General features: G+C 48.8%; 20 protein-coding genes. 3 read left to right on the top strand and 17 right to left on the bottom strand.

Going from position 1 to position 25161, the window contains the following annotated elements; translation table 11 throughout:
• Window positions 1-18 precede the first annotated feature (18 nt).
• Window positions 19-864, top strand: coding sequence for a DegV family protein (locus tag M3193_RS06710; protein ID WP_251625378.1), 846 nt, complete (start codon window positions 19-21; stop codon window positions 862-864).
• A 73-nt stretch (window positions 865-937) separates the two neighbouring features.
• On the opposite strand, the gene M3193_RS06715 is transcribed toward M3193_RS06710, so the two are convergent.
• The 7 genes from M3193_RS06715 to M3193_RS06745 all read right to left on the bottom strand — a co-directional run bounded on the left by M3193_RS06715 (window position 938) and on the right by M3193_RS06745 (window position 13878).
• Entirely contained in the window at window positions 938-2389 is a 1452-nt protein-coding gene (locus M3193_RS06715) for an alpha-amylase family glycosyl hydrolase (RefSeq protein ID WP_251625380.1), read from the bottom strand.
• Window positions 2390-3116: 727 nt separating this feature from the next.
• Window positions 3117-3506 carry a YisL family protein gene (locus M3193_RS06720; protein WP_251625382.1) on the bottom strand — a complete coding sequence of 130 codons (390 nt, stop codon included), beginning with the start codon at window positions 3504-3506 and terminating at the stop codon, window positions 3117-3119.
• 72 nt (window positions 3507-3578) lie between these two features.
• Window positions 3579-4478 carry a fumarylacetoacetate hydrolase family protein gene (locus tag M3193_RS06725; RefSeq protein WP_251625384.1) on the bottom strand — a complete coding sequence of 300 codons (900 nt, stop codon included), beginning with the start codon at window positions 4476-4478 and terminating at the stop codon, window positions 3579-3581.
• A gap of 76 nt (window positions 4479-4554) precedes the next feature.
• Window positions 4555-5745, bottom strand: a complete 1191-nt coding sequence (locus tag M3193_RS06730; RefSeq protein WP_251625386.1) for a DUF418 domain-containing protein — start codon at window positions 5743-5745, stop codon at window positions 4555-4557.
• The gene (gene addA / locus M3193_RS06735) at window positions 5742-9461 is read right to left on the bottom strand and encodes a helicase-exonuclease AddAB subunit AddA (protein WP_251625388.1); all 3720 of its coding nucleotides are present in this window, start codon (window positions 9459-9461) and stop codon (window positions 5742-5744) included. The genes M3193_RS06730 and addA overlap by 4 nt, the downstream gene beginning before the upstream one ends.
• Complete coding sequence (gene addB / locus M3193_RS06740) at window positions 9439-12930, bottom strand: helicase-exonuclease AddAB subunit AddB (protein ID WP_251625390.1); 3492 nt, start codon at window positions 12928-12930, stop codon at window positions 9439-9441. The genes addA and addB overlap by 23 nt, the downstream gene beginning before the upstream one ends.
• A 324-nt stretch (window positions 12931-13254) precedes the next feature.
• Window positions 13255-13878, bottom strand: a complete 624-nt coding sequence (locus tag M3193_RS06745) for a TVP38/TMEM64 family protein (protein ID WP_251625392.1) — start codon at window positions 13876-13878, stop codon at window positions 13255-13257.
• A gap of 151 nt (window positions 13879-14029) precedes the next feature.
• On the opposite strand from M3193_RS06745, the gene M3193_RS06750 reads away from it, so the two are divergent.
• Complete coding sequence (locus tag M3193_RS06750) at window positions 14030-14752, top strand: AzlC family ABC transporter permease (RefSeq protein ID WP_251625395.1); 723 nt, start codon at window positions 14030-14032, stop codon at window positions 14750-14752.
• On the top strand, window positions 14752-15060 hold the full coding sequence (locus tag M3193_RS06755; RefSeq protein ID WP_251625397.1) for an AzlD domain-containing protein: 309 nt from the start codon (window positions 14752-14754) through the stop codon (window positions 15058-15060). The genes M3193_RS06750 and M3193_RS06755 overlap by 1 nt, the downstream gene beginning before the upstream one ends.
• A 104-nt stretch (window positions 15061-15164) precedes the next feature.
• Here M3193_RS06755 and M3193_RS06760 read toward each other — a convergent pair whose 3' ends face one another.
• From M3193_RS06760 to prfB, 10 genes are all read right to left on the bottom strand, one after another.
• Window positions 15165-15428 (bottom strand): CsbA family protein, encoded by a 264-nt coding sequence (locus M3193_RS06760; protein WP_285851849.1) that lies wholly within the window; start codon window positions 15426-15428, stop codon window positions 15165-15167.
• A gap of 279 nt (window positions 15429-15707) precedes the next feature.
• On the bottom strand, window positions 15708-16877 hold the full coding sequence (locus M3193_RS06765) for a PDZ domain-containing protein (RefSeq protein ID WP_251625399.1): 1170 nt from the start codon (window positions 16875-16877) through the stop codon (window positions 15708-15710).
• Between the two features lie 196 nt (window positions 16878-17073).
• A complete protein-coding gene (locus M3193_RS06770) occupies window positions 17074-18516 on the bottom strand; it encodes a S41 family peptidase (RefSeq protein WP_251625401.1) in 1443 nt (480 codons plus the stop codon).
• Between the two features lie 74 nt (window positions 18517-18590).
• Window positions 18591-19190 (bottom strand): peroxiredoxin family protein, encoded by a 600-nt coding sequence (locus tag M3193_RS06775; RefSeq protein WP_251625403.1) that lies wholly within the window; start codon window positions 19188-19190, stop codon window positions 18591-18593.
• On the bottom strand, window positions 19187-19843 hold the full coding sequence (locus M3193_RS06780) for a hypothetical protein (protein ID WP_251625405.1): 657 nt from the start codon (window positions 19841-19843) through the stop codon (window positions 19187-19189). Before M3193_RS06780 ends, M3193_RS06775 begins: the two co-directional genes overlap by 4 nt.
• 180 nt (window positions 19844-20023) lie before the next feature.
• Entirely contained in the window at window positions 20024-21325 is a 1302-nt protein-coding gene (locus M3193_RS06785) for a murein hydrolase activator EnvC family protein (RefSeq protein ID WP_251625407.1), read from the bottom strand.
• Window positions 21326-21421: 96 nt separating this feature from the next.
• Window positions 21422-22306: a permease-like cell division protein FtsX gene (gene ftsX, locus M3193_RS06790; protein ID WP_251625410.1), complete on the bottom strand. Its 885-nt coding sequence runs from the start codon at window positions 22304-22306 to the stop codon at window positions 21422-21424.
• Window positions 22296-22982: a cell division ATP-binding protein FtsE gene (gene ftsE, locus M3193_RS06795; protein ID WP_251625412.1), complete on the bottom strand. Its 687-nt coding sequence runs from the start codon at window positions 22980-22982 to the stop codon at window positions 22296-22298. Before ftsE ends, ftsX begins: the two co-directional genes overlap by 11 nt.
• Before the next feature lie 330 nt (window positions 22983-23312).
• On the bottom strand, window positions 23313-23642 hold the full coding sequence (cccB, locus tag M3193_RS06800) for a cytochrome c551 (protein WP_251625414.1): 330 nt from the start codon (window positions 23640-23642) through the stop codon (window positions 23313-23315).
• Between the two features lie 417 nt (window positions 23643-24059).
• Window positions 24060-25161, bottom strand: a protein-coding gene (gene prfB / locus M3193_RS06805; RefSeq protein ID WP_251627243.1) for a peptide chain release factor 2 whose coding sequence is annotated in 2 segments (ribosomal slippage) — window positions 24060-25088 and window positions 25090-25161 — 1101 coding nt in all. Because the reading frame shifts where the segments join, the coding sequence is not laid out codon by codon here.

A 25161-nucleotide genomic window follows, 5' to 3' on the forward strand; every position in this document is an offset into this window, starting at 1 on the left:
ATATAAGGGGGACCCACAATGAGAATTTTTGCTGACAGTGGTTCTGATTTACCGAAATCATTTTTCGATGAAAACGATGTGACGCTCATTCCATTACGTGTCTTGATCGACGACAAGGAAGGCGATGATGTCCTTGAAATTGATTCGAAAGAAGTATTTGACGCCATCCGCAATGGAAAGCATCCAAAAACATCGCAAGCCTCCCCGGAGAAGTTCCTTTCCACTTGGAAAGAGCTTGCAAAGTCCGGCGAAGATGGACTGTACATCGCTTTTTCGTCCGAGCTTTCAGGAACGTATAACACCGGCGTGATGATGAAAGATCAAGTTAAAGAAGGAAATCCGAACATGAACCTCGTCCTAATCGATTCACGCTGCGCTTCACTCGGATGCGGACTTCTCGTGAAGGAAGCTGTCCGTCTAAGGGATGCGGGCGACGATGTCCGGACGATCGAACGCAAAATCCGTGATATGGCTGCCCATATGGAGCATCTATTCACTGTCGAAGACCTTGATTATTTGGCGAAAGGCGGACGTGTATCGAAGGCGAGCGCATTCATCGGCGGTCTGTTGAACATCAAGCCTTTGCTTCATGTTGAAGGTGGAAAGCTTGTACCGATCGAAAAACATCGGGGCCGTAAAAAAGTTCTTCGCCGCATGCTCGAGTTGATCGAAGAACGCGGTGCCGAATTAACGAATCAGACGATTGCCATCAGCCACGGGGATGACGAAAGCACAGCTCTGGAAATGAAAGCGCTCATTGAAGAGAAATTCCAGCCGAAAGATGTGGAAGTCCATATGATCGGTTCGGCCATCGGATCCCATGCCGGACCTGGCACAATTGCAATCTTCTTCTTGAATAAATAAAATCAATATTTTTAAATGGAAAATGCCTCTTCTGACATGGCCATCACCACGTCAAGAGAGGCATTTTTTTCAATTATGCTGTTTTAGTATCCGTCCGTCTCTTTTCCCGCCCTTTTTTGACCACAAGGAATAGGAAGCCAAGGAACATGACGTAGACGAGAATAGATGCGATCAAATAAGGCGTATTGAAACCTTTATCGTCATCCGCGATATACACTTCTGCCAGTTCTCTGTCCAAAACGACATGGAACATGCCGTCATCTGTTTCCCGGATGAGATCCCCATCCAAAACGCCTCGCAATTTCTTGTTCTTGCCGATCGTTTCGGCTGGGATTGCCAAGTTTGACGTCTTGGATGTGTTGTTAATGGCAATCAGCCACGTTTCATCCTCGGAAGAACGCTTATAGATGAGGAACCCATCTTTGTTGTGCAGCATTTCAAAGTCCCCGCTGCGAAGTGTCTCCGACTCGTTGCGGAGCTGATTCAAATTGCCAATCAGATCTTTGAATTCCATATCCGTCTTAAAATTGAAAAGCGGATGGCTTTCAGGAGCTTCTTTTCCGTTCACTGCAATTTCCGTACCATATGTCATGAGAGGAACGCCTGGAAGTGTAAACAGTGCAGTCGCTGCAACTTTCCACCGGGTAGGTGGGAACATCCGGGCTTCCACCATATCATATGTGAAGCGCGGGCCTGTCAAGTCATCGTACTGGAGCAATTCTTTCTTCCCGGCTTCTTTGAAAAGTTCCATTGGGGAGGAATCCGGATCGAACCTTACGAAGGACTCACGGAGCGCCTGCATCTTTGCATCGCTCGGCTTCAAGTCAAACGCGGCCCCGCTTTCTTCATTCGTTAAAACGTAAGCGCCGTCTTTAGCATTGTGGATTGCGTCGATCATTTCATTCAAGAAAGCTTCATCGAACCCTTCTAGCTTTGTCAGACGAAGTCCGTCCAATTCATAAGCGGTGATGAAGTCTGTCGCAGCGTCGATCAAAGCATCCTTTACTCTCGCATCGCCCGGATTCCAATTTACCGTACCATCCGCGGAATGGATGGACTTATAGGTCGAATCTTTCGCCCATTCATGATCAGCACTTACTTTCCCGAGTGGAAAGTCAGCAATCACTCTCATTTTCTTCTTATGGATTTCCTTCACTAATGCACCGAGCTCTTCCTCCGTGCCGAAATGAGGCTCCAATTCTGTATAGGAAAGCACTCTGTTCCCATCATACGTCTCCGTCTTAAAGACCGGCCCTAACGAAATCATCGTAAAACCCATGTCAATAATATGCTGCAAGCGTCCTTGGATGCCGATGAAGTCACCGCCATTGAAGGCATCTCCTTTATGCGTATCGACATCGATGTCGTTTCGTCCAGCACCGTTATTGAAACGGTCCACCAACAGATCATATATGCTTTCGTCCATTATGCCATGTTCCGACTTGGCAGCAGCTACAGCTGGCGTCAATGTGGAAATGAACAATAAAAAAATGGCAGCTACGCCAATCAAACGTTTCCTATTCACGATAAAGCCTCCTCAAACGAGCTATCTCTTGCCATTTTAACAAAACGGCGCTCTCCCCGCTACGGAATAAAATGAAAATCCTTGTGGAGCTAAATAAATGAGTCGGATTTGTGAATGAGGACGACAAAAGGGATGCAAACTGACGCGACGTTGATTTCCGTTCCGGGCGGACGCTTTCTTACCTGTAGTCAAGTGTTTTACTAGATTTTTTCACAGCTTGAATAAAGGTGTAGGGTCCTGTCAATATACTGTTGCTTTCCGTTCCGGCACTCGCTTTCCGCGGGCATGGCTTGAGCCTCCTCAGTCGCGAAAGGCGCGCGCCCTGCGGGGTCTCAAGGCATTTGATTCTTGGTCATCATATCCATCACCTCATTCAGTTAATAAGAAACACCGTTGATTCGACTCCTGCGGGAACAGCACGAGCTGAAGACCCTGGACTGAGCGAAAGCCGTTACGTAGAACGGCTTTTGCGAGCACAAGCGAAGCGTTGCGAGCATAGGCTGCCTTAATTTCTGCAAAAAACGCAGAAATACGGCAAATCGAACCCTACGTTGTTCGATTGGCTGAAGCCGTGCCCGCGGAAAGCGTCCGCTCGAAGCAGAAATCAACATTGTTAGCTTCAGCCCTATATTAATAGCAAAAAGACTGTATACAAACACCTGAATTCATGGTGTTTGTATACAGTCTATAACCGCCGGCATGTTCGCTGACGGTCTGCTGTTTCATTTTATGCTTTTGGTGTATCGAGAAAATCAATTCCCATCGGCAATCTGAATCCTAGGTACATTGTTGCAAATAGGAGGACGAAGAACAAAATCCACAACGTCGTCACTTTCTTCCCCTTTTGGGAACGTACGAGGACCATTTCCATCATACCGATCGTGAAGAAGCCGAGCAGGAATTTAATGCCGTATTCCATTCCTCTGCCGTAATCCATGCCTTTAATGAAGAGTGCGATTCCCGAAATAAGGATGAGCACGTAGAAAAGGCGTGAAATCATGTGGGTAATCTTTTTTCCTTTCGTTCCGTTCGCCATAGCTGCCGCAACGAGGAAAAGGATAATGCCGACGACCCATGTGAAAATATGAAAATGGGGCGTGCTAGATAACAAGTCCAAAATGTTCACCTCATCGATAATAAATTCCTTTTAATCCTATCATAGAAAAGCTTTCCAGAGTAGGAAATGAACTCATACAAATCGATTGACGAGCGTACCGATGCCTTCAATGGAAATCTTCACTGTATCGCCGGCTTTCAGGTATTCCGGAGGGTTCATCCCTTTTCCGACCCCTGCAGGCGTGCCTGTCAAAATGACATCACCCGGCTCAAGTGTGACAAATTTCGAAATTTCGGCAATCACATCGTCGATCTTGAAGATCATATCGGCTGTATTTCCGTTTTGACGGACTTCATCATTCACTTTTGTGACGATTGAAAGATTATGCGCATCCGGAATTTCATCCTTCGTAACAATATAAGGACCTAACGGGCAAGCGCCATCCAAGCTTTTGCCGAGGAAGAACTGCTTATGTCCGTACTGAATGTTCCTCGCCGTAAGATCGTTCGCAATTGTATAGCCGAATACGTGATCATACGCGAGCTGTTTCGGGATATTGCGCCCTTTCTTGCTGATGACGATCGCCAATTCGCCTTCATAATCGAGGCTGTCTGTAAGATCCGCGTGCGCCGAGAGCTCCTGCTCATCTGCAGCGATTGCTGTAGGCGATTTCGTGAAAATCAATAGCTTTTCAGGCGGCGCTTCCGACCCCATTTCAGCGGAATGGTCGGCGTAGTTCTTGCCGACGCCTAGAACGTTTTTCGGTGTGCGCGGAATCGGCGACAGCCACTCGATTTCAGTGAATGCGTACTTGAATTGTTCCGGATTTTCACTGTTCCGAGCTTGCTCGGCAAGTTTCCTCACCTTTTCAACAAACTCCAAACCTCCTGCAATGCCTTCGATGATTGTTGAAGGGAAATCCGTTTCACCAAATGCTTCGGCAATCGATTTCACATCCCAGACCGCTTCCTCTTTCTTCACTTTCGGACCGAATAATGTCTTTCCTTCAAACCGGAACGATAACAGTTTCATGTACAAGCCCATCCTTCCCTATAATGTGAATAACTTTTTTCATTCAATTGATTTTTTCAGGTACATAACTATATTTCTACAAAGCTTGCCTTTTCTCCTCTTTTTTCGGCATGTTTTTCCCGTACGTCCCTTTCCGCCATAGCCATTCGAAAGGTCCCATCCGGAATTTCAACAACCAGAGCTCGGCAAAAATGACTTGGATGGCAAAGATGCCGACAGCAATCATTGTTCCTGTCTCTATATCCACTTTTCCATAAAGTCCGAAGCCATAACCGTAGAAGAGGAGAGTTGCAATGATTGATTGCATCAAGTATGTCGTCAATGACATGCGCCCTGCTTTTGCAATCGGCCGGAAAATCGTGCGGAAAACAGGCACTCGGCAGAGCAGGAGAATGACAGATGCATAGCCAATCCCCAAAATCGGGCCGCCGATCAGCTGCTGGGTCAGTGTATTATGATAGGCGAATCCATCCGTATATGGCCAGGATTTAATGAAAACACCTGCCGCAAGAGCGATGAGACCAACGATTGCGATTTTGCCTTTCAATTCCGCAGCCCGTTCAAACAGCTTCCACTTCGAGAACGCTGCTCCGAGCATAATTAATGGCAGCACCATGAAAATGCCCAGGAAGGAACCCGACAAGCCGATGAGGAGCCATTCCGTGATCCGGAAAACGAGTGCTTCGCCGTAAGAACCGTGCGCATACGCCGTTATCGCCAATTCGATCCGCTGGATGTCTACGAACCCTTCCATCAACTGGTTCGGATTAAGCTTCTCCAGCAAATAGACGCCGCCAATGAATAGGAAAGTCGGAAGCAGATAGACGATGAGTGCAATCCATAGCAGCCATTTCTTCGGTACGCGAACGACCGCGAGCATGATGAAGCCCATGAGCGCATAAGTGAATAAAACATCACCCGACCAGATGAACAGCGCATGAATCACTCCGAATCCCATAAGAATACCAAGTCGCCTCGCCATCATCGGCACGTATGACGTACCATTCGCAATCGCTTTTTCGTATTGCATATTCAATCCATACCCGAATAGCATCGCGAAAATCGGATAAAAACTTGCTTCTATAAAAATATTGATCAATTTATAAGATGCCACGTCACTTGGCGTACTGAAATACGAATGGGCATCGATATAAAAATAAGGTGAATGGAAAGTGAGCATATTCACGATGAATATGCCGAGGAGCGCAAAGCCCCTCAAGATATCCAACGCTTCAATACGGTTTCCAATCGTTGGTGTTACATTCAAACTGATTCCTCCTGAACATGCATAATCCTCGCCCCGTCGAACAAATAGAGGACCATTTCTTTTATTTTGATTCCCGCAATCGATTCGACCGCTTTTTTATAAAGGCTTAATTGGATGCCGTACCGCTTTTGCATTTCGGCCTCCATCTCATCTTCGGACCGGAATCTCCCGCGGATTTTGTCTGTCTTATAATCAAGCAGCACCCATCCATCTTTTTCTTCGAACAGACAGTCCGCGATTCCTTGCAGAATCTGGTGATCGCCGTCATGTGCGTCGAATGCATACGTGAACGGCACTTCCTTGAGCATCCTTGGAGATCCGGACATCCTCTTGTAAAGCGGCGTCTCGAAAAATTGGACGACCGCCTTCACATCGACTGCATTTGCTTCTTCCGCCGTCAATAATTGGTGCGCCGTCAATTCAGTGACAAGCCGATCCACGTCTTGTACGGTCTGCTTCTTCGACAGATCGATATGCTGCATGATTGTATGCATCGCGGTACCGATTTCCGCCCGCGACAGCGCACGTGACTGCATGAATGCAGGGCGGTCATGCAAATAAGGAGTGCTCACTTCATCATCCTTTGTTGTGAAGAAGTCGTCGAAGTCCGGTTCCATTTCGAGCAGCGCCACCCTTTTCAGGTCGCTCACCGTCTGCTTGGAGCGCTTTTCAACGGAAGCCATGAACGGATAGACATAGTCAAATCTCCGTTTCACCTCATCGGACCAATCCGCGTCGATGACAGTTTCGGTTGTTGTCGGCACAGTTCTATCGACAGTTTCTTCCTCCTGTTCCTCCGTCATCAGGAATGACGAGACTGGATACGCCGCAATTTCCCATTTAGAAGGATTATCAACCGGATGGCCTCCATACATGAAACCGAATTTCTCGAAATCCGGATGGCGTGCGATTGCTGGCCCGATCCAATCTAAATAACCGTTTGCACGCGATCGTGTATATTCCGGGAGCATTTCACCCGCCTCGATCAGCTGCGCGTCTTGCCAGCTGCCGATCGCCTTTTCAATATCCTTGACGGTGGCAATTAATTCAAGATGCTCTTTCGCCCTTGTCATCGCTACATACAGCACGCGCATTTCCTCCGCCCGCATTTCGAGTTCCTTCTTCTCTTTCATCGCTAGAAACGGGAGGGACGTGTATGTAATGCGCAGTTCAGGGTCGATTGCCTTCACCGCCAGACCGAAATGCTGGTCGAATAAATAAGGTTCATTGAAGTCCATCTTATTAAACTGCCTGCCCGCCCCCGCGACGAACACGTACGGGAATTCGAGCCCTTTCGATGAGTGGATCGTCATAATCCGGACAACATCCTCCGTTTCGCTGACGAAACGGGCAGCACCGAGATCGTCTCCGCGCTTCTGCATCCGATCGATGAACCGAAGGAAACGGAAAAGCCCGCGGAAAGACGTCTTTTCATAATCAATGGCACGGTCATGCAGCGCGCGTAAATTCGCTTGCCTCTGCTTTCCGTTCGGCATCGCGCCGACCATTTCATAATAATGCGTATCGGCATACACTTGCCAAATGAGTTCTGATAACGATCCGCGCCTAGCAAGATTGCGCCAATCCTCGAACATGAGGAAGAACCGTTGCATTTTCATTTGCGTTTCCGCCGCAATCCCCGTCCCGCCTGTCGCCATGAACAGCTTCAGCGCTTCGTAAAATGGCTTGTTCTTTGCGGCAAGCCGTACTTGCGCCAACTCGTTTTCCGTCATGCCGACGAACGGCGCGCGAAGGACCGATGCGAGCGGAATATCCTGATACGGATTGTCAATGACACGGAGCGTGTTGAGCATGATCATCACTTCAATCGCCTCGAAATAGCCGCGCGACAATTCGGCATAGATCGGAATGCCCGCAAGCTTGAACTCTTCGGCAATTTCCCCCGACCATGTCATCGAGCGCATAAGGATGACGATATCCCGGTATTCGAGCGGCCGCCGTTTATCCGTGAACGCATCCGTCACTTCAGCGCCAGAAGCCATCAACTCTTTAATTCTCCGGATCATATACCTCGCTTCCGCCTGCGAGCTTTTCAAACTTTGCCCTGTCAGCTCTGTCGCTTCATCTTCGATATCCTCTTCGTCAGCTTCATAAATAAGCGTCAATGCTGCCGGCGACTCCTTATCCGGGTAGCGGGCGCCATATTTCAAAGCGGCGGCTTCATCATATTCGACTTCGCCGACCCGTTCCCCCATCACTTGAGAGAAGATGAAATTTGTTGCGTCAAGCACTTCCCTCCGGCTCCGGAAGTTGGCGTTCAAATCTATTTTTAGACCGTTTTCCCCATCATCCGACGTAAAACGATTATATTTCCCAAGAAATAATCCTGGCTCCGCCAGTCTGAACCGATAAATCGACTGCTTCACATCGCCCACCATGAACAGATTCCCGTCCGACTCGCTGCCGCGCTTCACAAGCTGGATGATCGCCTCTTGCAGAAGATTGACGTCCTGGTATTCATCGACGAGCACTTCTGCAAATCTGTTCAAATAATCAATTGCAATGTCGGATGGTACGAGTTCCCCGTCCTTCTCCGCAGCAAGAATCTGCAAGGCAAAATGCTCTAAATCCGAGAAGTCGACAAGGCCGCGGTCCATTTTAACCTCGCCATATCGCTTACCGAATTCAATGACGAGCCCGACAAGCGTATGCATCATCGGCGCCATGAGACGGATTTCATCCAATAGACGCTTCGGTGTCCTTGTAAAATACGACTCTTTCAATGAATTGACGATTTTCTTCACGGAATCACGGAGCGCCTTCGCCCGTTTCGCCAACTCCTCATCGCATGTGTTTTTCCTGATTGTTCCTGCCTTCACCCATGTGAGCGAACCGAAAAAAGCGTACGTCTCTTCCCAAGTCCCTTCTTCAATCCGCCGCTTCGCCTCCCTGATCCACTGCAGATCAGAATCAGCCGTAGCAGCTAACGGCTCGGGGCCTTCCGGCATCAGGGCGATCCGTTTCATATCCTCTGTCAGATGGATCGCTTCCTCGAGCGTGTGGCGGATCGCCGTCTTCAACGGACCGATGAAATCAAGCTCGTCAATTGTCACTTCATCATCGAGTTCATATTGCATCGGAATCATCCGGAGCCATCTTTCCGGCGAAGGATGTACCCGCGAATAGTCGTACAGCCTGTCGATGAGCGTCTCGATCGACTGGTCGTTCCTGTCCGATGTGAAGCTGTCCGCAAGCCGGTACATCGCTTCCGGATTCTCAGCATTATAAGCATCCTCTAGCACTTCACCGATCGTATCATCGCGCAGCAATGCCGCTTCGGTGCTATCCGCGATGCGGAACCCCGGATCGATGTCGATCAAGTATGCATATTGGCGGACGACGTTCAGACAGAAGGAGTGCAATGTGGATATTTGCGCTTTATTCAACAGGCTCAGCTGCCTGCGCAAATGGATGGAGTCCGGATTAGCGACAATCGCCTCTTCCAACGCTTCCGCCATCCGATGGCGCATTTCCGCTGCGGCGGCATTTGTGAACGTGACGACGAGCAATTCATCCACATCTATCGGATTTTGTTCACTCAGCACTTTCTCGATCATCCGCGTAATGAGCACTTTCGTCTTCCCGGAGCCTGCCGCAGCTGACACGAGGACGTCTTTCCCCGTTGCCCAAATCGCCTTCCACTGGGCATCCGTGAATGTCACGTCGGCCGGTTTAACTGGAATGTCCATCTTCATTCACATCCTTCCGCATCTTCTCTAGCGATTCTTCCGGGTTCAAGCTGTCATAATGCCTGTACTTCTGCTCGGGGTTCGTCGGATCGAATTGGCACACCGAACGGTATGAGCAATATTGGCAAGGCATCTTATCCTTCAACCGGTATGGATACACGCGGGCATCCCCTGCAAGCATCCCGTCCCCAGCTTGTTGGTGGCGTCGCCTTACAAACTTGCGGACGATTTGCAGGTCATCCGTCGACAGTACTTTCGACGCTTTCGTAAACGTCCCGTCCGTCTTCAATGCGGCTGGGATGACTGTCGACGACTTGCCGAGCTGTGCGTCCATCCCCATGACGACTTCGGGGTCATCCAGCAAATAGCCCCTCATCTTATACGACTTCAAAATCTCTTCTTCAATTAAATCCTCTGACATCTCAAGCTCCGTACGGATCATCGGGTTATGGACATGCAAGTAGAGCACGCCCGCCGGATCCGCCTTGAAGCCGATCCACTCCTCCGCATGCTCGACGGCGACATCGAGATACGTCAACATCTGCAAGGAGATGCCGTAATAGACGTCCGTCAAGTCAAGCTGCTTCGAGGATGACTTGTAATCGACAATCCGCACATAATTCTTTCCGTCGATTTCCGTCGCATCGACCCGGTCGATCCGGCCGCGCAAATTCATTTGATTGCCGCGGCGAAGCGGAATTTCAAGAGGCGGCAATTGCTCCCCCGGACCGAACGCCGCTTCGATTGCAATCGGGCGGAACATGCTCTTTGTCGACTGTTTGCCGAGTGCAAAAATCGTCCGCATCACAATATGCGTCAATTTCCTGCGGATATAATGATAACGGCTTGTCGACAACAGGATGCGGTTAAAGAACATCGGCGTTATATGCTCCATTGCGTCCCTCGCCAATTGCCAGCATTGCTCCTTCGACAGCTCCGTCCATGATCTGCCCGTCCGGTTCATTTCATCTGAAACCCATTTCAGCGCCGCGTGGAATAAATCCCCGATTGACGGTGCTTCAAGCGTGAATTCCATCCGCTCCTGCAAACCGAGTCCATAGGAAGCGAAATGCTGGAACGGGCAACTGTAATACGATTCAATCCTGGAAACACTCGACACGAAATTCTTTCCATACAAGCCTTCTGTAATAGCCGGCGCAAGTCGCTCCGTTTCATTGCGGTCATGCATGGGCTTCGTAATGTAGTGCAGGACGGACGACCATAAAGGATCATCCTCGTAATAAGAGAGCACCGCCCGCCATTCAGCTGCAAGCTCGCCGGTCTGCTCCGCTTCCTTCACTTTCATCGATACGTACGGCAGCGCAGTACGAGGGTGGAGGATATAATCGGCCTGCTCTTCGTCATTCAGCAATTCAGAGGGATCCGTCACTGCCAACTGCAGCGCAATCCCCGGCAGTACCTGCTGGATGCGTGTAATGTAGAGCGAAGGCAGCAATGATTTCCCTTCTTCATCCGCGATCGGATAGGAAATGAAGAGCTTGTCCCTCGACGACGTGAACGCCCGGTAGGCCATATACGATTCATCCATGAGCTTCATTTTTGAGGATGGAGCAAGCTCGATGCCGTTCATCGCGAACCATTCCCGGTCCGAGTCCGACAACAGCCCTTCCGAGTCGATCCGTTGGGGCAGAACGCCATCATTGACGCCGATGACGAAGCCCACATCGATTTCCATGAGGCTCGCAAGCTCGATCGTCGTAACCGTCACTTGGTCGAGCGAAGGCGGAATACGCGTAAATTCGAGCGTATCGAACCCTTCATCCAAAATCCGCGCCGCTTCCTTCAACTCCATCTTCTTGTCCCCGAACATGAGGACAAACTGGTCAAGGACATTGATCCACGAATCCCAGGCCTGTTCATGCTCCGTCGCATTCAGCAGGCGTCCCGCACGCTCTTCCTCCGCGCGCAAATCGATGATCTTATCGAATACTTGCAGTGATTCCATGAATAAAAACAGCGCTTCCGCGACATCGCGGCCATTTTTCGAACGCTTCAGCCTGCCTTCCAATTGTGCAAGCGGCTCCCTGATCAGATCCCGGATCAGATGCAACTCCCGCTCCAGCGCAAGTTCCTCGTCGGTCTGGACTGTCGTGTGCAATTCCAGCCCGCGATACCGCTTCACTTTCCAGCGTGCTTCATCGAACCATCGATTGCCGTAGAGTCCATTCGCAAGCACATAGTTTTCAAGACGGTCCGCCCGCTCACGCCACAGGAGCTTATCTTCCCGATGCGGAAAGAACAGATCCGTCTTCACCGCACGGAATACCGATTCATACGTCCAGCCCGATGTAACCGCTTCGAGGACGGACCTTGAAAATTCGATTAGCGGGTGATGAAGCATCGGCTTTTTCCGGCTGATGAATACCGGTATATCGTATTGTGAAAATATCGTTTCAATAAGTTCATCATATTTGTCAGGCTGCCGGTACAAAATTGAAATCTCCTTATACCGTCCGCCTTTCATAACGAGTTCCCGGATTTTCCTCGCCACCGCATGGATTTCAGCCCGCCGGTCCGTCGCCTCGATTAAAGAGACCGCCCCAACGGAAGCCCTTTCTTTCGGCGGATATTTTTCGAACTCGTTTTCGAAATGGCGAAGCTCATCATTATTGAATCGGAGAGGCTGCTCCATATGAATCCCTTCTTCGATGTCGACCGATTCATTGCGAGCAATCTCCTGGAGCTTCATCGATGTACGGACAGGATTGAAGAACAGCTCGTGATCCGCATGTCCCGACAAATCGGACTCCATCGGCAAAACGACAGTCAGACGTGCCCCATGCTTCATCAGTTCCGTTATGATTTCATACTCCCTTGCCGTGAAACTCTCGAATCCATCTATATAAATTTCTGCGCCTTTTATAAGTTCCGAGTGTTTAATCTGGGACGCCAACAATGCTAAATGCCCTTCGCTATCGACATAGGACGTGCCAAGCCGTTCCTCGATTTTCGATACGAGCAAGGAAAGGTCGCTCACCTTGTCCTGCAACGTGCGCGGGGCTTCGGCAATCGCCAGCTGCTGGCGGAATTCGGCCAACGTTTCCCGGTCAAGGCAATAGCGGCTGAATTCCTTCATGAGATCGCCGATTCTTTCCGTGAAGCCTCTCTTATTCGCAGCCTGCTTGAACAGCTTCAGCTCTTCCCGGTTCTCCTCCAATACGCTCCGGACGAGCATCCTGTAGCCGAACCCGTCGACTTCCTTCCGCGTAATGCCGCCAGTCTCCTGCAGCACACGCCACGCAAGCCGCTTGAACGTCGATACTTGCGCGCGAATCAAGCCATTCAAGCCGAAGTTCACCGACAAGCTCAGCTCCATGGAATACGACATCTGATCCGGCACGATTAGGATGACTGCCGGTCCGAGCGGATCCCGTTGAAGCTCCGCCGCAATCTCCCGCTCGATAACCGTCGTCTTCCCCGTCCCGGCTCGTCCGGTCACAAACCGCAATGTCATGGCGTTCTCCTCCTTTCTTCAAATAAAAAAACTGTCTTCCTTCCTTTCATTGTACCGAAAGATAAGGAGGACAGGAACTATTAACATAGTAGTGCCATTGATTTGTAAAATGCATCCAGCGCGACTAGTAATATGCGAAACTAGATTACCTCCCGCGGTTCATGAATCATGCATGAACGTTCGAAAAACGCATAAATCGGTATACTCACGCATAACAAGCTCGAAAAGCTCATAAATCCTTTTATTCACGCATAATACGCTAGCATCGCGCATAAATCTGATTTCTCACGCATAAACAAAGAGATTCCCGTATAAACCGCTCAATCAATCTTCCTCTTCTTCTTTGAAAATTGTGCTGGACTCCTCTTCCACTTTCCGATCCAGCCGCTTCTCAAGCCACTTGCCGACCGCCCAGAGAAGAACGATGATCCCAACGACGATCCCCGTCCGCAATGGCTGCGTCAACAATGCCTTCAAATCATACCCGATGAAGCTGATCGTGAAAATCATCACAAATTTTCCAGCCATCAAAATCATCAAATAGCTTTTCTTCTTCATATTCGACAAGCCCGCCACGAGATTCACCAAAGCGGAAGGCGTAAACGGAAAACAGATGAGCAAAAACAGCGGCGCAAACCCGTTCCGCTCAACCCAGCCGATCAGCTGCTGCACACGCTTATGCCTCGTCAAAAAACGCAAGAAACGGCTGCGTCCGTATTTTCTTATAATCAAAAACACCACATACGAACCTGCAACAGTACCCGCCCACGACAGAATGAATCCGAACCAGAGCCCATATGCGCCTGCATTCGCAAAGACGAACACAAACAGCGGTAAAAAAGGCAAAAACGACTCTATGAAAGGCAGCAGCAGACCGATAAACGGCCCTAACGCCTTATAATGCCCTGACAACTCAATGATTTTATCTACATCCATCCATTCATTCATACGCAACACCCTCGCCTATCAACAATCGACCTATCCTGTACTTACTATCCTTTATACTCTCGAATATTCCCTTTTCCCTTATAGAATAACACCAAAACGTCAAAATATAGTATAATTTCAATCATACATACAAGAAAGACGTGACAGCTAAATGAAAAATCAATTCATTGCCGGCCTGAAAGCGGGTCTCAGCATCGCCATCGGCTACTTCCCGATCGCGCTGACTTTCGGGCTGCTTGCCAAAACGACAGGCCTCTCACTCATGGAGGCAACCGCCATGAGCATCTTCGTCTACGCCGGAGCAGCCCAATACATATCGCTCAATCTGATTTCATTCGGAGTCGACCCGGTCACGATCGTCATCAACACATTCATCGTCAACATCCGGCACTTTCTAATGACGGCATCGCTGAATGAAAAGATGCACCGCGCACCTAAATGGGTGAAAGCGATCTACTCATTCGGCATAACAGACGAATCGTTCTCTGTCCTGGCAACAGGTAAAGAAGAAAAAATACCGACTGCCTACGCATTCGGAGTGACAATCATCGCATACGGCAGCTGGGTCATCTTCACAGCTGCCGGCCACGTCGTTGGCGCCAATCTGCCCGAGTTCCTGCAAGTCGCCATGTCGATCGCCCTGTACGCCATGTTCATCGGCCTCCTCGTGCCGGCCATGAAAGGGAACCGCAAAGTCGTCATGCTCGCAGCACTCGCCGCAGTCATCCACTGCATCATCTATATCGGCGAACTGCTTTCGACCGGCTGGGCGATCCTCGTCTCGACGCTCGGATCAGCGATTCTCATCGAAATCATCTATGCACGGCGCAGCAAAAATGCAACCGTCATGTTCAAGGAAAAGGAGGAATCATAATGGGACCGACCTATTGGTGGATGCTCTTCGGAATGGCGCTCGTCACCTACATCCCGCGGATGGTGCCACTGACATTCCTTGACGGAAAGGAACTGCCTCCGATTGTCAGCGGCGTCCTCAGCAACATCCCATACGCCGTACTCGGGGCACTCATCTTCCCGGCAATCATCTTCGTCCAGGAAGGCAATATCCTTTTCGGCATCATCGGCGTTGCGACCGCCTTCCTGATCGCTATTCTCGGCGGCGGCGTCATGCCAGTCGTCCTCGGCACAATCGGCGTTCTCGCCATCTACAGCTTTTTTATGTAATTCTTTTTTTGAATCGCGTCAACGTGCGTGGATGCTTCGCCATCCCTAATTCGTCCGCACCCACCAAAAAGGCCGCCCCATAACTGGAGCGGCCCTATCCATATTTATTCATCCACTTCATCGCCAAGCCTTCTTGCCTTCTTCACCATCCTTGTCGCATACCAGAAGCCGACCGTCAGCGAAAGTGCATCCGCCGCATACAGGATCCAGTTATGTGTATACCCTGCGTACACCGACGCTGCGATGAGCGCAATCGTCAGCGCAAGCCCGACGAAATGATGGAATGTGACACGCGTGAAAAACACGACGAGCAATCCCGGCAGGAACAAGGCGAGCATCAATTTCGTTTCCAATGTAGCGATATCCATTTTACACCAAACCTTCCGAATGAAATCAAATACGCCTTGGCGTATTTGCGTCCAGATTTTTTCGAGCTTGAGGCCTACACGAAGTAGGTCATGCAGTCGTTGCGAATCGAACAGCAAAGTGTTCGATTTGCCGTATTTCTGCGCGTTCTTTGCAGAAATTAAGGCACTTGTCGCGTCCTTAGACTGCCTTCCTAAGCACCTCTAAAAATCTGTGACATCCGCCGGAGGCTTAGCTGAATTCAGCAGAAGTGGAAGACTTTTGCTGAATTCAGTATTCAATTAACGGACGACTAATAATCCTAACCGATGATGATCATGACGGTAGAGCACTTGTTGCATAAGCCGCACTTCACCGTCCCGGCCGATCACTTGCAGTCGGCAATGGGCCGCGTTCACTTGAATCGCATCGTACAATTCCTTTTCATTCGAAACTTTAATGCCATTGACCTTCCGGATGCACTCCCCTGGAACCAACCCGAGTTTTTCACCCGGGGAGTCCGGCAAGATGCCAGCGATGATGACACCGGCGGATTGAGGTGCAGCCGCAAATCCTCCTTTTCGTTCCCGTACAGCGACAAGGATGGAGAGCATCACTCTGCCGACAACGCCGATAAGTAGCGCTGCCCACCCGAGGATCGGCATCCACCATGCAAATGCGCCGACCACAACGACTACAACGCCGATTGACGTGAGTGCTTGTCCGATTTTCGGAAAGAGAATATCCGGAAAACTTGCTCGTGCGACTTGCGAAAAACCGATTACAACCGGCACAGGGAGAAAACTGAACGCGGTTGCTCCTAGTGTAAATTGCGGCCAATATGGCGCGATTCCCGACAGGAACTCCCCAGGCACTAAAAACACGATCGGCAAAAGCCAGAGCCGCTTGGATTTATAGGCAGCGGCCCGCAATCCGCGGTTCGTCTTTGTCAAGAAAGGAGATGCGTAAGCGGCAGTATGGCGGCGGACGAGGAATCCTTCGACAATGAGGAAAAGCCCCGCGATGACCGGAACCGCCAGCGCCATGTCTCCGAACAGATCGACGTCAGCCGGTGTCCACCCGCGATACGCAAAGTCGGTACCCCATTGCTGGAATGCATACAAGCCGAAAAATGCGATTGCCGCAAAGTAAATCGGCGATGCTGTTTGATAATAGAAGGAGATCATCGATAATATGGCGACTGCAGAGAATAGCGCAATCCAGATAATATCGACGGTCAAGCCGATTCCCGATATGACGATTGATAGGATCAATGCCGGCAGCCATGATTCAGCAAGCAGCCTTCTCATTTCCGTCAAGCCGGGGTGAAGCCGCACAAGGAAACTGCGCCGCTCCCGCTTCACTCGGAAGTACCCTAACCCGACCGCTGCCACTATAGCAATCAACCAAACGGGATTCAGGAAAAATAGTGCAATCGCTTGTAACAGATCCATTAGTACTTGTTCACTCATCAACCATCACCATCCATCTCCGAAAACATGATTATTCCCTATTGTATCAAAAGAAACGGCTTCCGTGTGAGACGGCCGATAAATTTTCTCGAAATTGAATCTTCTTTGCCAGGCAATTACTAGTATTCATAATAAAAACACTCCCTGCGGGTGCAGGGAGTTTGGAGAGTTGGACAGTAATTGAGCCCTGCCCAGTTCAGTCATTCAAAATATGGTGCACATAGCCGATTGCGACTTGGAGCTGTTTGTCGTTCGCCTTGTCTTTACGGTAGCCCTCGACCCGTTCGCGGATGGCCGCGAAGAATTTACGGTCCATGATGCTCTCCGGGGAAACTTTTGCATCGACCCGGAATTCGTGTACGGCAACCGCTGTTGACTCGTCGAAGTAGCCGTCATCGCGTTCGAGCTTATAGCCGAGGCCGGACAGGAGCCGTTGTCCATAAGCGATATCCTCATGGTAATCGCCTGTTGCGTAGACATCCGTCGAGAATCGGATATGCTCGGTGAATAGTTTGCTCTGCTCGGCTTCCAGGTCAGCGGGGACGCCTTTTCCATGGATCCATGTCTCTTTCGGCGTCAGCCATTTATGTGTCGACAACTTCATTTCGCCGCCGTTCGACAGCTCCATCGTATCTTGGACGGTCCCTTTTCCAAAACTGACCTGTCCGATGATGAAGCCCCTTCGCAAGTCTTTCAATGCACCGCTCAACACTTCGCTCGCCGATGCGCTCCCTTTATCCTGCAGCAGGACGACAGGCATCTTCTTCAGTTTTTCATCGAACTTGAATTTCTCGGAAGGTTCCACTTCGAGCGGCGTCAATTCACCTTTCGCGTTTTGCATATAAGCGAAGGTCGAACCATTCTGCAATAAACTTCCGGCAACTTCACCGACTGCCCGCAAATAGCCGCCCGGATTTCCGCGCACATCGATCACTAACGCCTCGGCGCCGCCTTTGATCATTTCATCGGTCGCCTTTTTCCATTCGGCCGCCGTTTCATCTCCGAACATCGTCAACGCTATGTAACCGAATTTTGTGCCCCTTTCCTCCATCAATTCAGCTGACACCGTTTTCACCGGTATGACTTCACGCAGCACTTTCAATTCCAGATGCTTATTCAAGTCTGGCCTGTATATCGTCATTTCCAATGCAGAACCTTCCTTGCCCCGAATTTTCCTGACGACATCCTGCAGCGTTAAACCTCCGAGCGCTTCCCCGTTGATGCGCACGATTTCGTCATAAGGCTGCAGACCCGCTTTCTCGGCAGGGGACCCTTTGATTGGCGCAACAATGATATACTTGCCGCCTGACCTCGTAATTTCTGCACCGATGCCTACCTTTTCACCGGCCAATGACTCCCGGTGCGACTCCGCTTCCTCCTTGGAAAGGTACGTGGAATATGGATCTCCGATGACATCCGCCATGCCGCGCAGCGCCCCTTCGATGAGCCTGTCCCCTTCGACCGGATACACCGCTTTCTCCTGAATGATGCTATACGCTTCGTCAATGACCGGGAACGCCCCTTTCATTGCCGAATCCACCCTTTTTCCTTTATCCGCTGAGCAGCCGTCCAACACTAGAAATACGCCTGCCGCCATTACCGCCAGTATCGCAAAAACTAAAAACCGGCTTCTGCGCATCGATAACATCCCTCCTCCGTCCACTATATGAACGGAATCGGTCTGTTACGACAACAGAAAACCGGCTTTTATGATTAATCAAGATCGTCTATTAGTGTTTTCAAGGTCGATTCATCCATTGGACCTTTTACAATTTGAGATATGGTCCCGTCTGTGTTCAGCATGTACGTCGTCGGGATTTGGAACACTTGATACTCTTCCCCGACAATGCCTGTTTCATCCAACGGAATCTTGAACGTCAACCCGTATGATTCAATAAATTCCTTGACGACTTTCACGCCCCGATTCTCGCTGCTCGTCAAATTGACAGCAACGATTTCCACATTATCATCCGCTGCGGAATTCCGGTAGTAATTTTGCATATGCGGCATTTCGGCCTTGCATGGTGGGCACCAAGTCGCCCAGAAATTAAGGACAACCTTTTTGCCTTTCAGGTCGGATAATTTGAGCTTATCGCCATCCAAAGTTGCCAATTCGAAGTCCGGCGGGAGGTTGCCGAAGCCCAATCCGACTGTGCCTTCAGCTGCATCGCCATCCACACCATCTTTCGATTCAATCAAGACGCTCGATTTGTCAATCGGATCCGCCTTCTTCACATTCTGGTTAATCATGATCACGACCATCGATCCGATGAGCAATGCAGCGATTATGTACCCGATCACTTTTTTATTCATCCTGCTTGACCCCCTTCCGTTTGTTCTATAGGTTCTTTCAAAAAAAGTACAGCGAAAAACAATCCGATCAATACTGTTACAAGCAGGGGCGGATTCATCAACCCTTTCGGCTGGATGGCTGCGGCAAAGACATGTGCCGCTATGAACAGCAACGATAGCATAACAATATGGCTTGCGCTCTGTTCGAGATTATACCAAATGAAAACTAGAAGACTAAGAAAGACGACAGCCGTTCCGACACGCGCGAAAAGACTTCCTTCATTCAACAATACCATCATCACTTGGAATATGGCTTGGACGGACACCGCGCCTATGAATAAGGCAACGAGCATATCCTTGTCAATCCGTCTCTTCCGCCAATCAAGCCAAGTCCGGAATCCAACGAAAGACAATCCGAGGATGAACCCCACCAACCCTCCGTTGAAATAAAGAAGTGCAAACGGTGCATTGATGACAATCTTGAAGTCGGTAATAAGTACAGATAATTTCCAGATGATAATGACATAAAAAATTGCGTCCCCGAACCGGTTTGCACGCTGTTTACCAAACTTCAGCCGGATAGCAATATATGATAGAACGAATGCAATGATGAGAGCGACCCATGTGGACGGCGCTGTAAGATTTCCGATTAAAAACAGTTTAGTGACAGTCATCCGAGCTTAAACCCCTTTGCTCTTTATATGGTTATGCTAAAGGAAAATGATAAACGGTGCGAGCATCTTGCTTCCAGTATTGCGGATAGATGGGAAGTCTTTGTGAAGTTTCGCCAATTATAAAAAAGGAACTGCACTTCCAACCGATTGACGGTTGGGTGCAGCTCCTGAAAGTCTTACTTAAAATGATACGTATCGTAATGGATTTACGGCGCTTGGACCGGATGCAGTCCAGTTCCCGATGTGCATTTCGAAATGCAAGTGAGGACCTGTGGATGCTCCTGTATTGCCGATGGCTCCAATATATGAACCTTTGTCAACGACTTGTCCTGTGCTGACACTGATTTTCGATAAATGTGCATAGACTGTCGTGAAAATACCGCCATCTGTTGAATGTGTAATCATGATGACATTCCCGAAGCCGCCCATGCTTCCCGCATAGGAAACAACTCCGTCCCCAGCTGCCACAACCGGCGTTCCGATTGGTGCTGCAATGTCAGCTCCACGGTGCTGACGCTTCGTACCATAGATCGGGTGCACCCGCCAGCCGAACGAAGAGGTATAAGTTCCATTCGCAGGTCGCGTCCAGAAGCCATTTGAGACTTGCGGCAATGTGACTGATTTGTTTGCTTTGGCTCTTGCTTTCGCTGCCTCTTCTCTCGCTTTTCGCTTCCGTTCTGCTTCTTTACGTGCGATTTCCGCAATACGCTTCTGCTCGGCTACTATTTTCTGCTCAAGCTGTGCATCCACTTCGATCGCTTCATGGAATTCTTTTTCTAATTGTTTCTTTTCTCTTGAAAGCCTTTCCTGCTCAGCTTCCAATTGATCAATTACTCTATTTTTTTCATTTTTCCTTGCTTTCAAGTGCTCTTTCAACTTCTCAAGTTTCGCCTTGTTTTCTCTCAACTCTTTTAATTTCTTTTCAACAAGCGCCTTTTCAGCCTCGAGTTGCTCGATATCTTCCTGCTGTCTACGCATGATATCGCGGTCTGCGTCCATTAGCGTTGTGACTGTGGAAAAACGGTCGATGAAATCAGCGAAACTGTTTGCACCAAGCAGGACGTCTATGTAATTCACATCGTTGCCCTTCACTTGCATCGCCCGCACCCGTTCCCGAAGGACGACGTCTCGTTCAGCGATCTTGTTTTCGAGATCCGCAATGGATTCCTTCAATGCATCGACTTCTTCATTTGTTTTGTTGATCTTATCGATGACACGGTTAATGTTTGCATTCGCTTCTTCAATTTCTTTATTCAAATCACTAATCTGCTTCAAGAACCTCTCAATTTCATTTTCAGTCTTCTTGATTGCATTATCTTTCGTTTCCATATTGGATTTCAGATTGTGCTTTTTCTGCTGATTCTGTTTTTGTTCATTCTTCAAATCATTCAATGTGCTTGCCATAGCTCCTGACCCATCTACAATCGAGGTCATCAGGAAGACGATGACAAAACTTGCTGCTATCCATCTACGCTTGTTCAACTTCTTATTTCCCCCTTTACACTACTGCTGCAGGTTGATTCGTTCACATCGGCTATCGTCGGGGACTACAGCGTTCCCCTCTTTCGTGACAGCCAATTAGACTCTAAGAAATTTGCGGACAGACATGAAGCTGCCCCATACTCCGATGAATACGCCCATAAAGAGAAGCAGGCCATTCACTTGAAGAATGAAAGGTGTTGTATTCAATAATTGGAATAATTCGTTCTGCAATTTTGGCTGCCATTGCGTATACAGCTTGTAATACGAAACGGAAATGACGACCATCGGAATAATCGATCCCAGCACGCCAAGCCAAATCCCTTCAAGTACGAATGGAATCCGTACGAAGCCGTTCGTGGCACCTACGAGTTTCATAATCTCGATTTCTCGTCCTCTCGCAACAATTGTGAGACGGATCGTATTTGAAATTAAGAACATTGCAGTGAATAAAAGTGCCAGAATGAGCACCAATCCAATGTTCCTGCTCATATTGAGCACATTGAACAATTTCTCGATTTTTCCTTCGCCGTATACGACTTGGTATGTGTAATCGTATGAATCGATCTTTTTAGCGACTTCAGCAGTCTTGTGAGGATCGGTCGCTTTTACATAGAGCGCATCTCCTAATGGGTTGCTCTGCTTGTAAAGGTTCAATTCATCTCCGAAGGACTTAATCATTGTTTCCAGTTCTTCGTCCTTTGTCGCATGGACGACCTCGCTAACACCGGGTGTATTCCGGACCTGCTCTCCCAACGCTTTCACAGCCTCGGCATCTGCCGCCGGATCCGTAATGACTTTTATTTCCACATCATTTTCTAGATTATCCGCCAATTGGTTCAAGTTCATCATGATGACGATGAACACACCGACAAGCAGAAGTGTGACGGTAACCGCACTGACAGAAGCGAACGTCATCCAGCTGTTCCGGCCGAGGCTTTTCAGGCTTTCTCTGACATGCCGCCCCATCGTCCTAGCTTTCATAACCGTATACTCCTTCAAATTCATCTCTCGTGATCAATCCGCCTTCGACGACGATGACCCGATGTCTGATTGTATTTACGATCTCTTTATTATGCGTGGCCATGACAATCGTCGTACCGCGCGCATTGATCTGTTCAAAAATCTTCATGATTTCCCAAGATGTATCCGGGTCCAAATTCCCTGTAGGCTCGTCCGCTATGACGACCTTCGGGACATTGACGATCGATCTCGCAATGGAAACCCGTTGCTGCTCGCCGCCCGATAACTCGTTCGGGAACATCCGCGCCTTTTGCGTCAATCCGACAAGCGCCAATACATCATTCACTTTTTTGCGGATCTGCTTCGGTGATTCCTCGATCACTTCAAGGGCGAACGCAACATTCTCGTAAACATTCAACTTAGGAAGTAGTTTAAAGTCTTGGAAAACGACGCCGATCTGCCTTCTCAAGTAAGGGACTCTCTTACTCCGGAGCGTCGCAAGATTAATGCCGTCAATAATGATGTCGCCTTTTGTCGGGGATTCCTCGCGATACATCATTTTAATGAATGTCGATTTCCCCGCTCCGCTCGGCCCAACGACATAAACAAACTCGCCTCGACCGATTTCGACGTTGATGCCATTTGCGGCAACGACACCATTCGGGTATTTCTTATAAACGTCTTTCATCACAATCATGTAAAAACCACCTGAATCATATTGTATTCCGCATTTTTTGCCGACAGATTGATTATAACATGTATAGGCTTGCTAAGTATTACAGATATGTTTCATTTGGCCTGATATAACTCAATAGTCATTTCGGGGTGCCGGCGAATCGCCGTATGATGCGCCATGTTCCCTTTTCCACTATGAACCTACTTGAATTTCATTTGATATAAACATTGTTTTCAGGGCTTACATTGCATCCCCTTGTAATATCCATGCAATAGTCCCGGCTTTTTTTCCAATTTATTCAACAAAAAAACGCAAGGTCCCGGTTAGGAGCCATTGCGCTTTTCGTATTCCTTATTTCTTTTCTGCAAGCCATTTAGTGACTGCATCCAATTCTTCCCCTTGGATCAAACCACCAGGCATGCCGTTCTGACCGTTTTGAATAATGTTATGAATTTCTTCTTCGGACAGCTCTGATCCGACGTGCGTCAACGCCGGAGCATTCCCGCGTCCTTCAAGATTGCCTCCATGACAAGTCGCACAGTTGGCTTGGAAAACTTTGTCCGCATCTACCGCGGCCGTCTCACCGTTTCCGTTGCCGTTGTCTTTTGCATTGTTTCCGCCGCCGCAAGCGCCAAGTACAAGCGCCGCGCCAAACATCATTGCTACAAGCTTGTTCTTCATGTAGTTTCCTCCTTCAATAATTCTCTGCTACATCCCTTAGTATACCAAAGGATCAGGATTATACACCGCAAGGGAAGGTACCCATTTTTATCAAATTCATGACAAATTGGAAACTTTTTCACTTAACGAATCCATCCCGTTGCCTTTATCTTTTACTATAGACATATATCGGGATTTCAAACCTTTCCGGTAGAAATGCAAAGTTATTCAAGGTGAGTCATTAGTCCCGAAATGACGATAATTTTGTGAAATTGACCGATATGTCAAAGGAACTGAACGATAACTGACAAGTTTTGATCGATAAACTTGTGAATTTGATCGATATCGGCCGAGAAATGATCGATATTCCGGAAACCACAATTATATCCTGCTGAATAATAGAAAAAAGCGCACCAAGGTGCGCTTTTTCTAATTTCATTATGAAATTCTAGAACGTAAATAGGCGTTGATGAACATATCGATTTCCCCGTCCATGACGGCGCCGACGTTTCCTGATTCCTCGTTCGTACGGTGGTCTTTCACCATGGAATAAGGGTGGAACACGTATGAGCGGATCTGGCTTCCCCACCCGATTTCCTTTTGTTCGCCCCGGATTTCAAGGAGTCTTGCTTCTTCTTCCTCGAGTTTGATTTGGAGGATTTTCGCTTTCAACAAGTTGAGAGCGCGTTCACGGTTTTTGATTTGCGAACGTTCTGTTTGGCAGGTGACGATTGCGCCTGTCGGAATATGCGTCATCCGGACTGCTGAATCAGTCGTGTTGACGTGCTGTCCGCCTGCTCCACTTGAACGGTATGTGTCGACTTTGACGTCTTCCATTTTCAAATCAATATCGACGTCTCCGTCAAATTCGGGCATGACTTCGATGGAAGAAAATGACGTATGTCGTCTGCCTGATGAATCAAAAGGAGAAATACGGACAAGTCGATGTACACCTTTTTCCGCTTTCAAATACCCATACGCATTATGGCCTTTGATCGATAGTGTCACCGATTTGACGCCAGCCTCATCGCCCGCCTGGTAATCAAGCGTCTCGACTTTGAAGCCTTGGTGTTCAGCCCAGCGAGTGTACATGCGTAGCAGCATGGAAGCCCAGTCCTGGGACTCGGTTCCGCCTGCGCCTGAGTGGATTTCCAGAATTGCATTGCTTTTATCGTATTCATCACTTAACAGCATTTGCAGATCAAAGTCATCCATTTTTTTCTTGAACTCTTTCAATTCTGCAGTGAGTTCTTCCTGCAATTCTTCATCGGCTTCTTCACGAAGCAATTCCAATGTCATTTCGAGATTTTCCTGTGTATCGTTGAGTTCGTTGAATTCACCGACGGTATCCTTCAATGCATTCGATTCCGAAATGACTTTTTGCGCATTTTCCTGGTTATCCCAGAAGCCTGGCTCCAGCATCACTTCGTCAAGTTCCTGTATTCGTGCCTCTTTGTTTTCTAAGTCAAAGAGACCCCCTGAAGTCCGCTAATTTCTTAGCTGTTTTGTCGAGCTCGTTGCGCACATCGGATAATTCCAT

It is taken from the genome of Sporosarcina luteola (assembly GCF_023715585.1).
Classification (GTDB): domain Bacteria; phylum Bacillota; class Bacilli; order Bacillales_A; family Planococcaceae; genus Sporosarcina; species Sporosarcina luteola_D.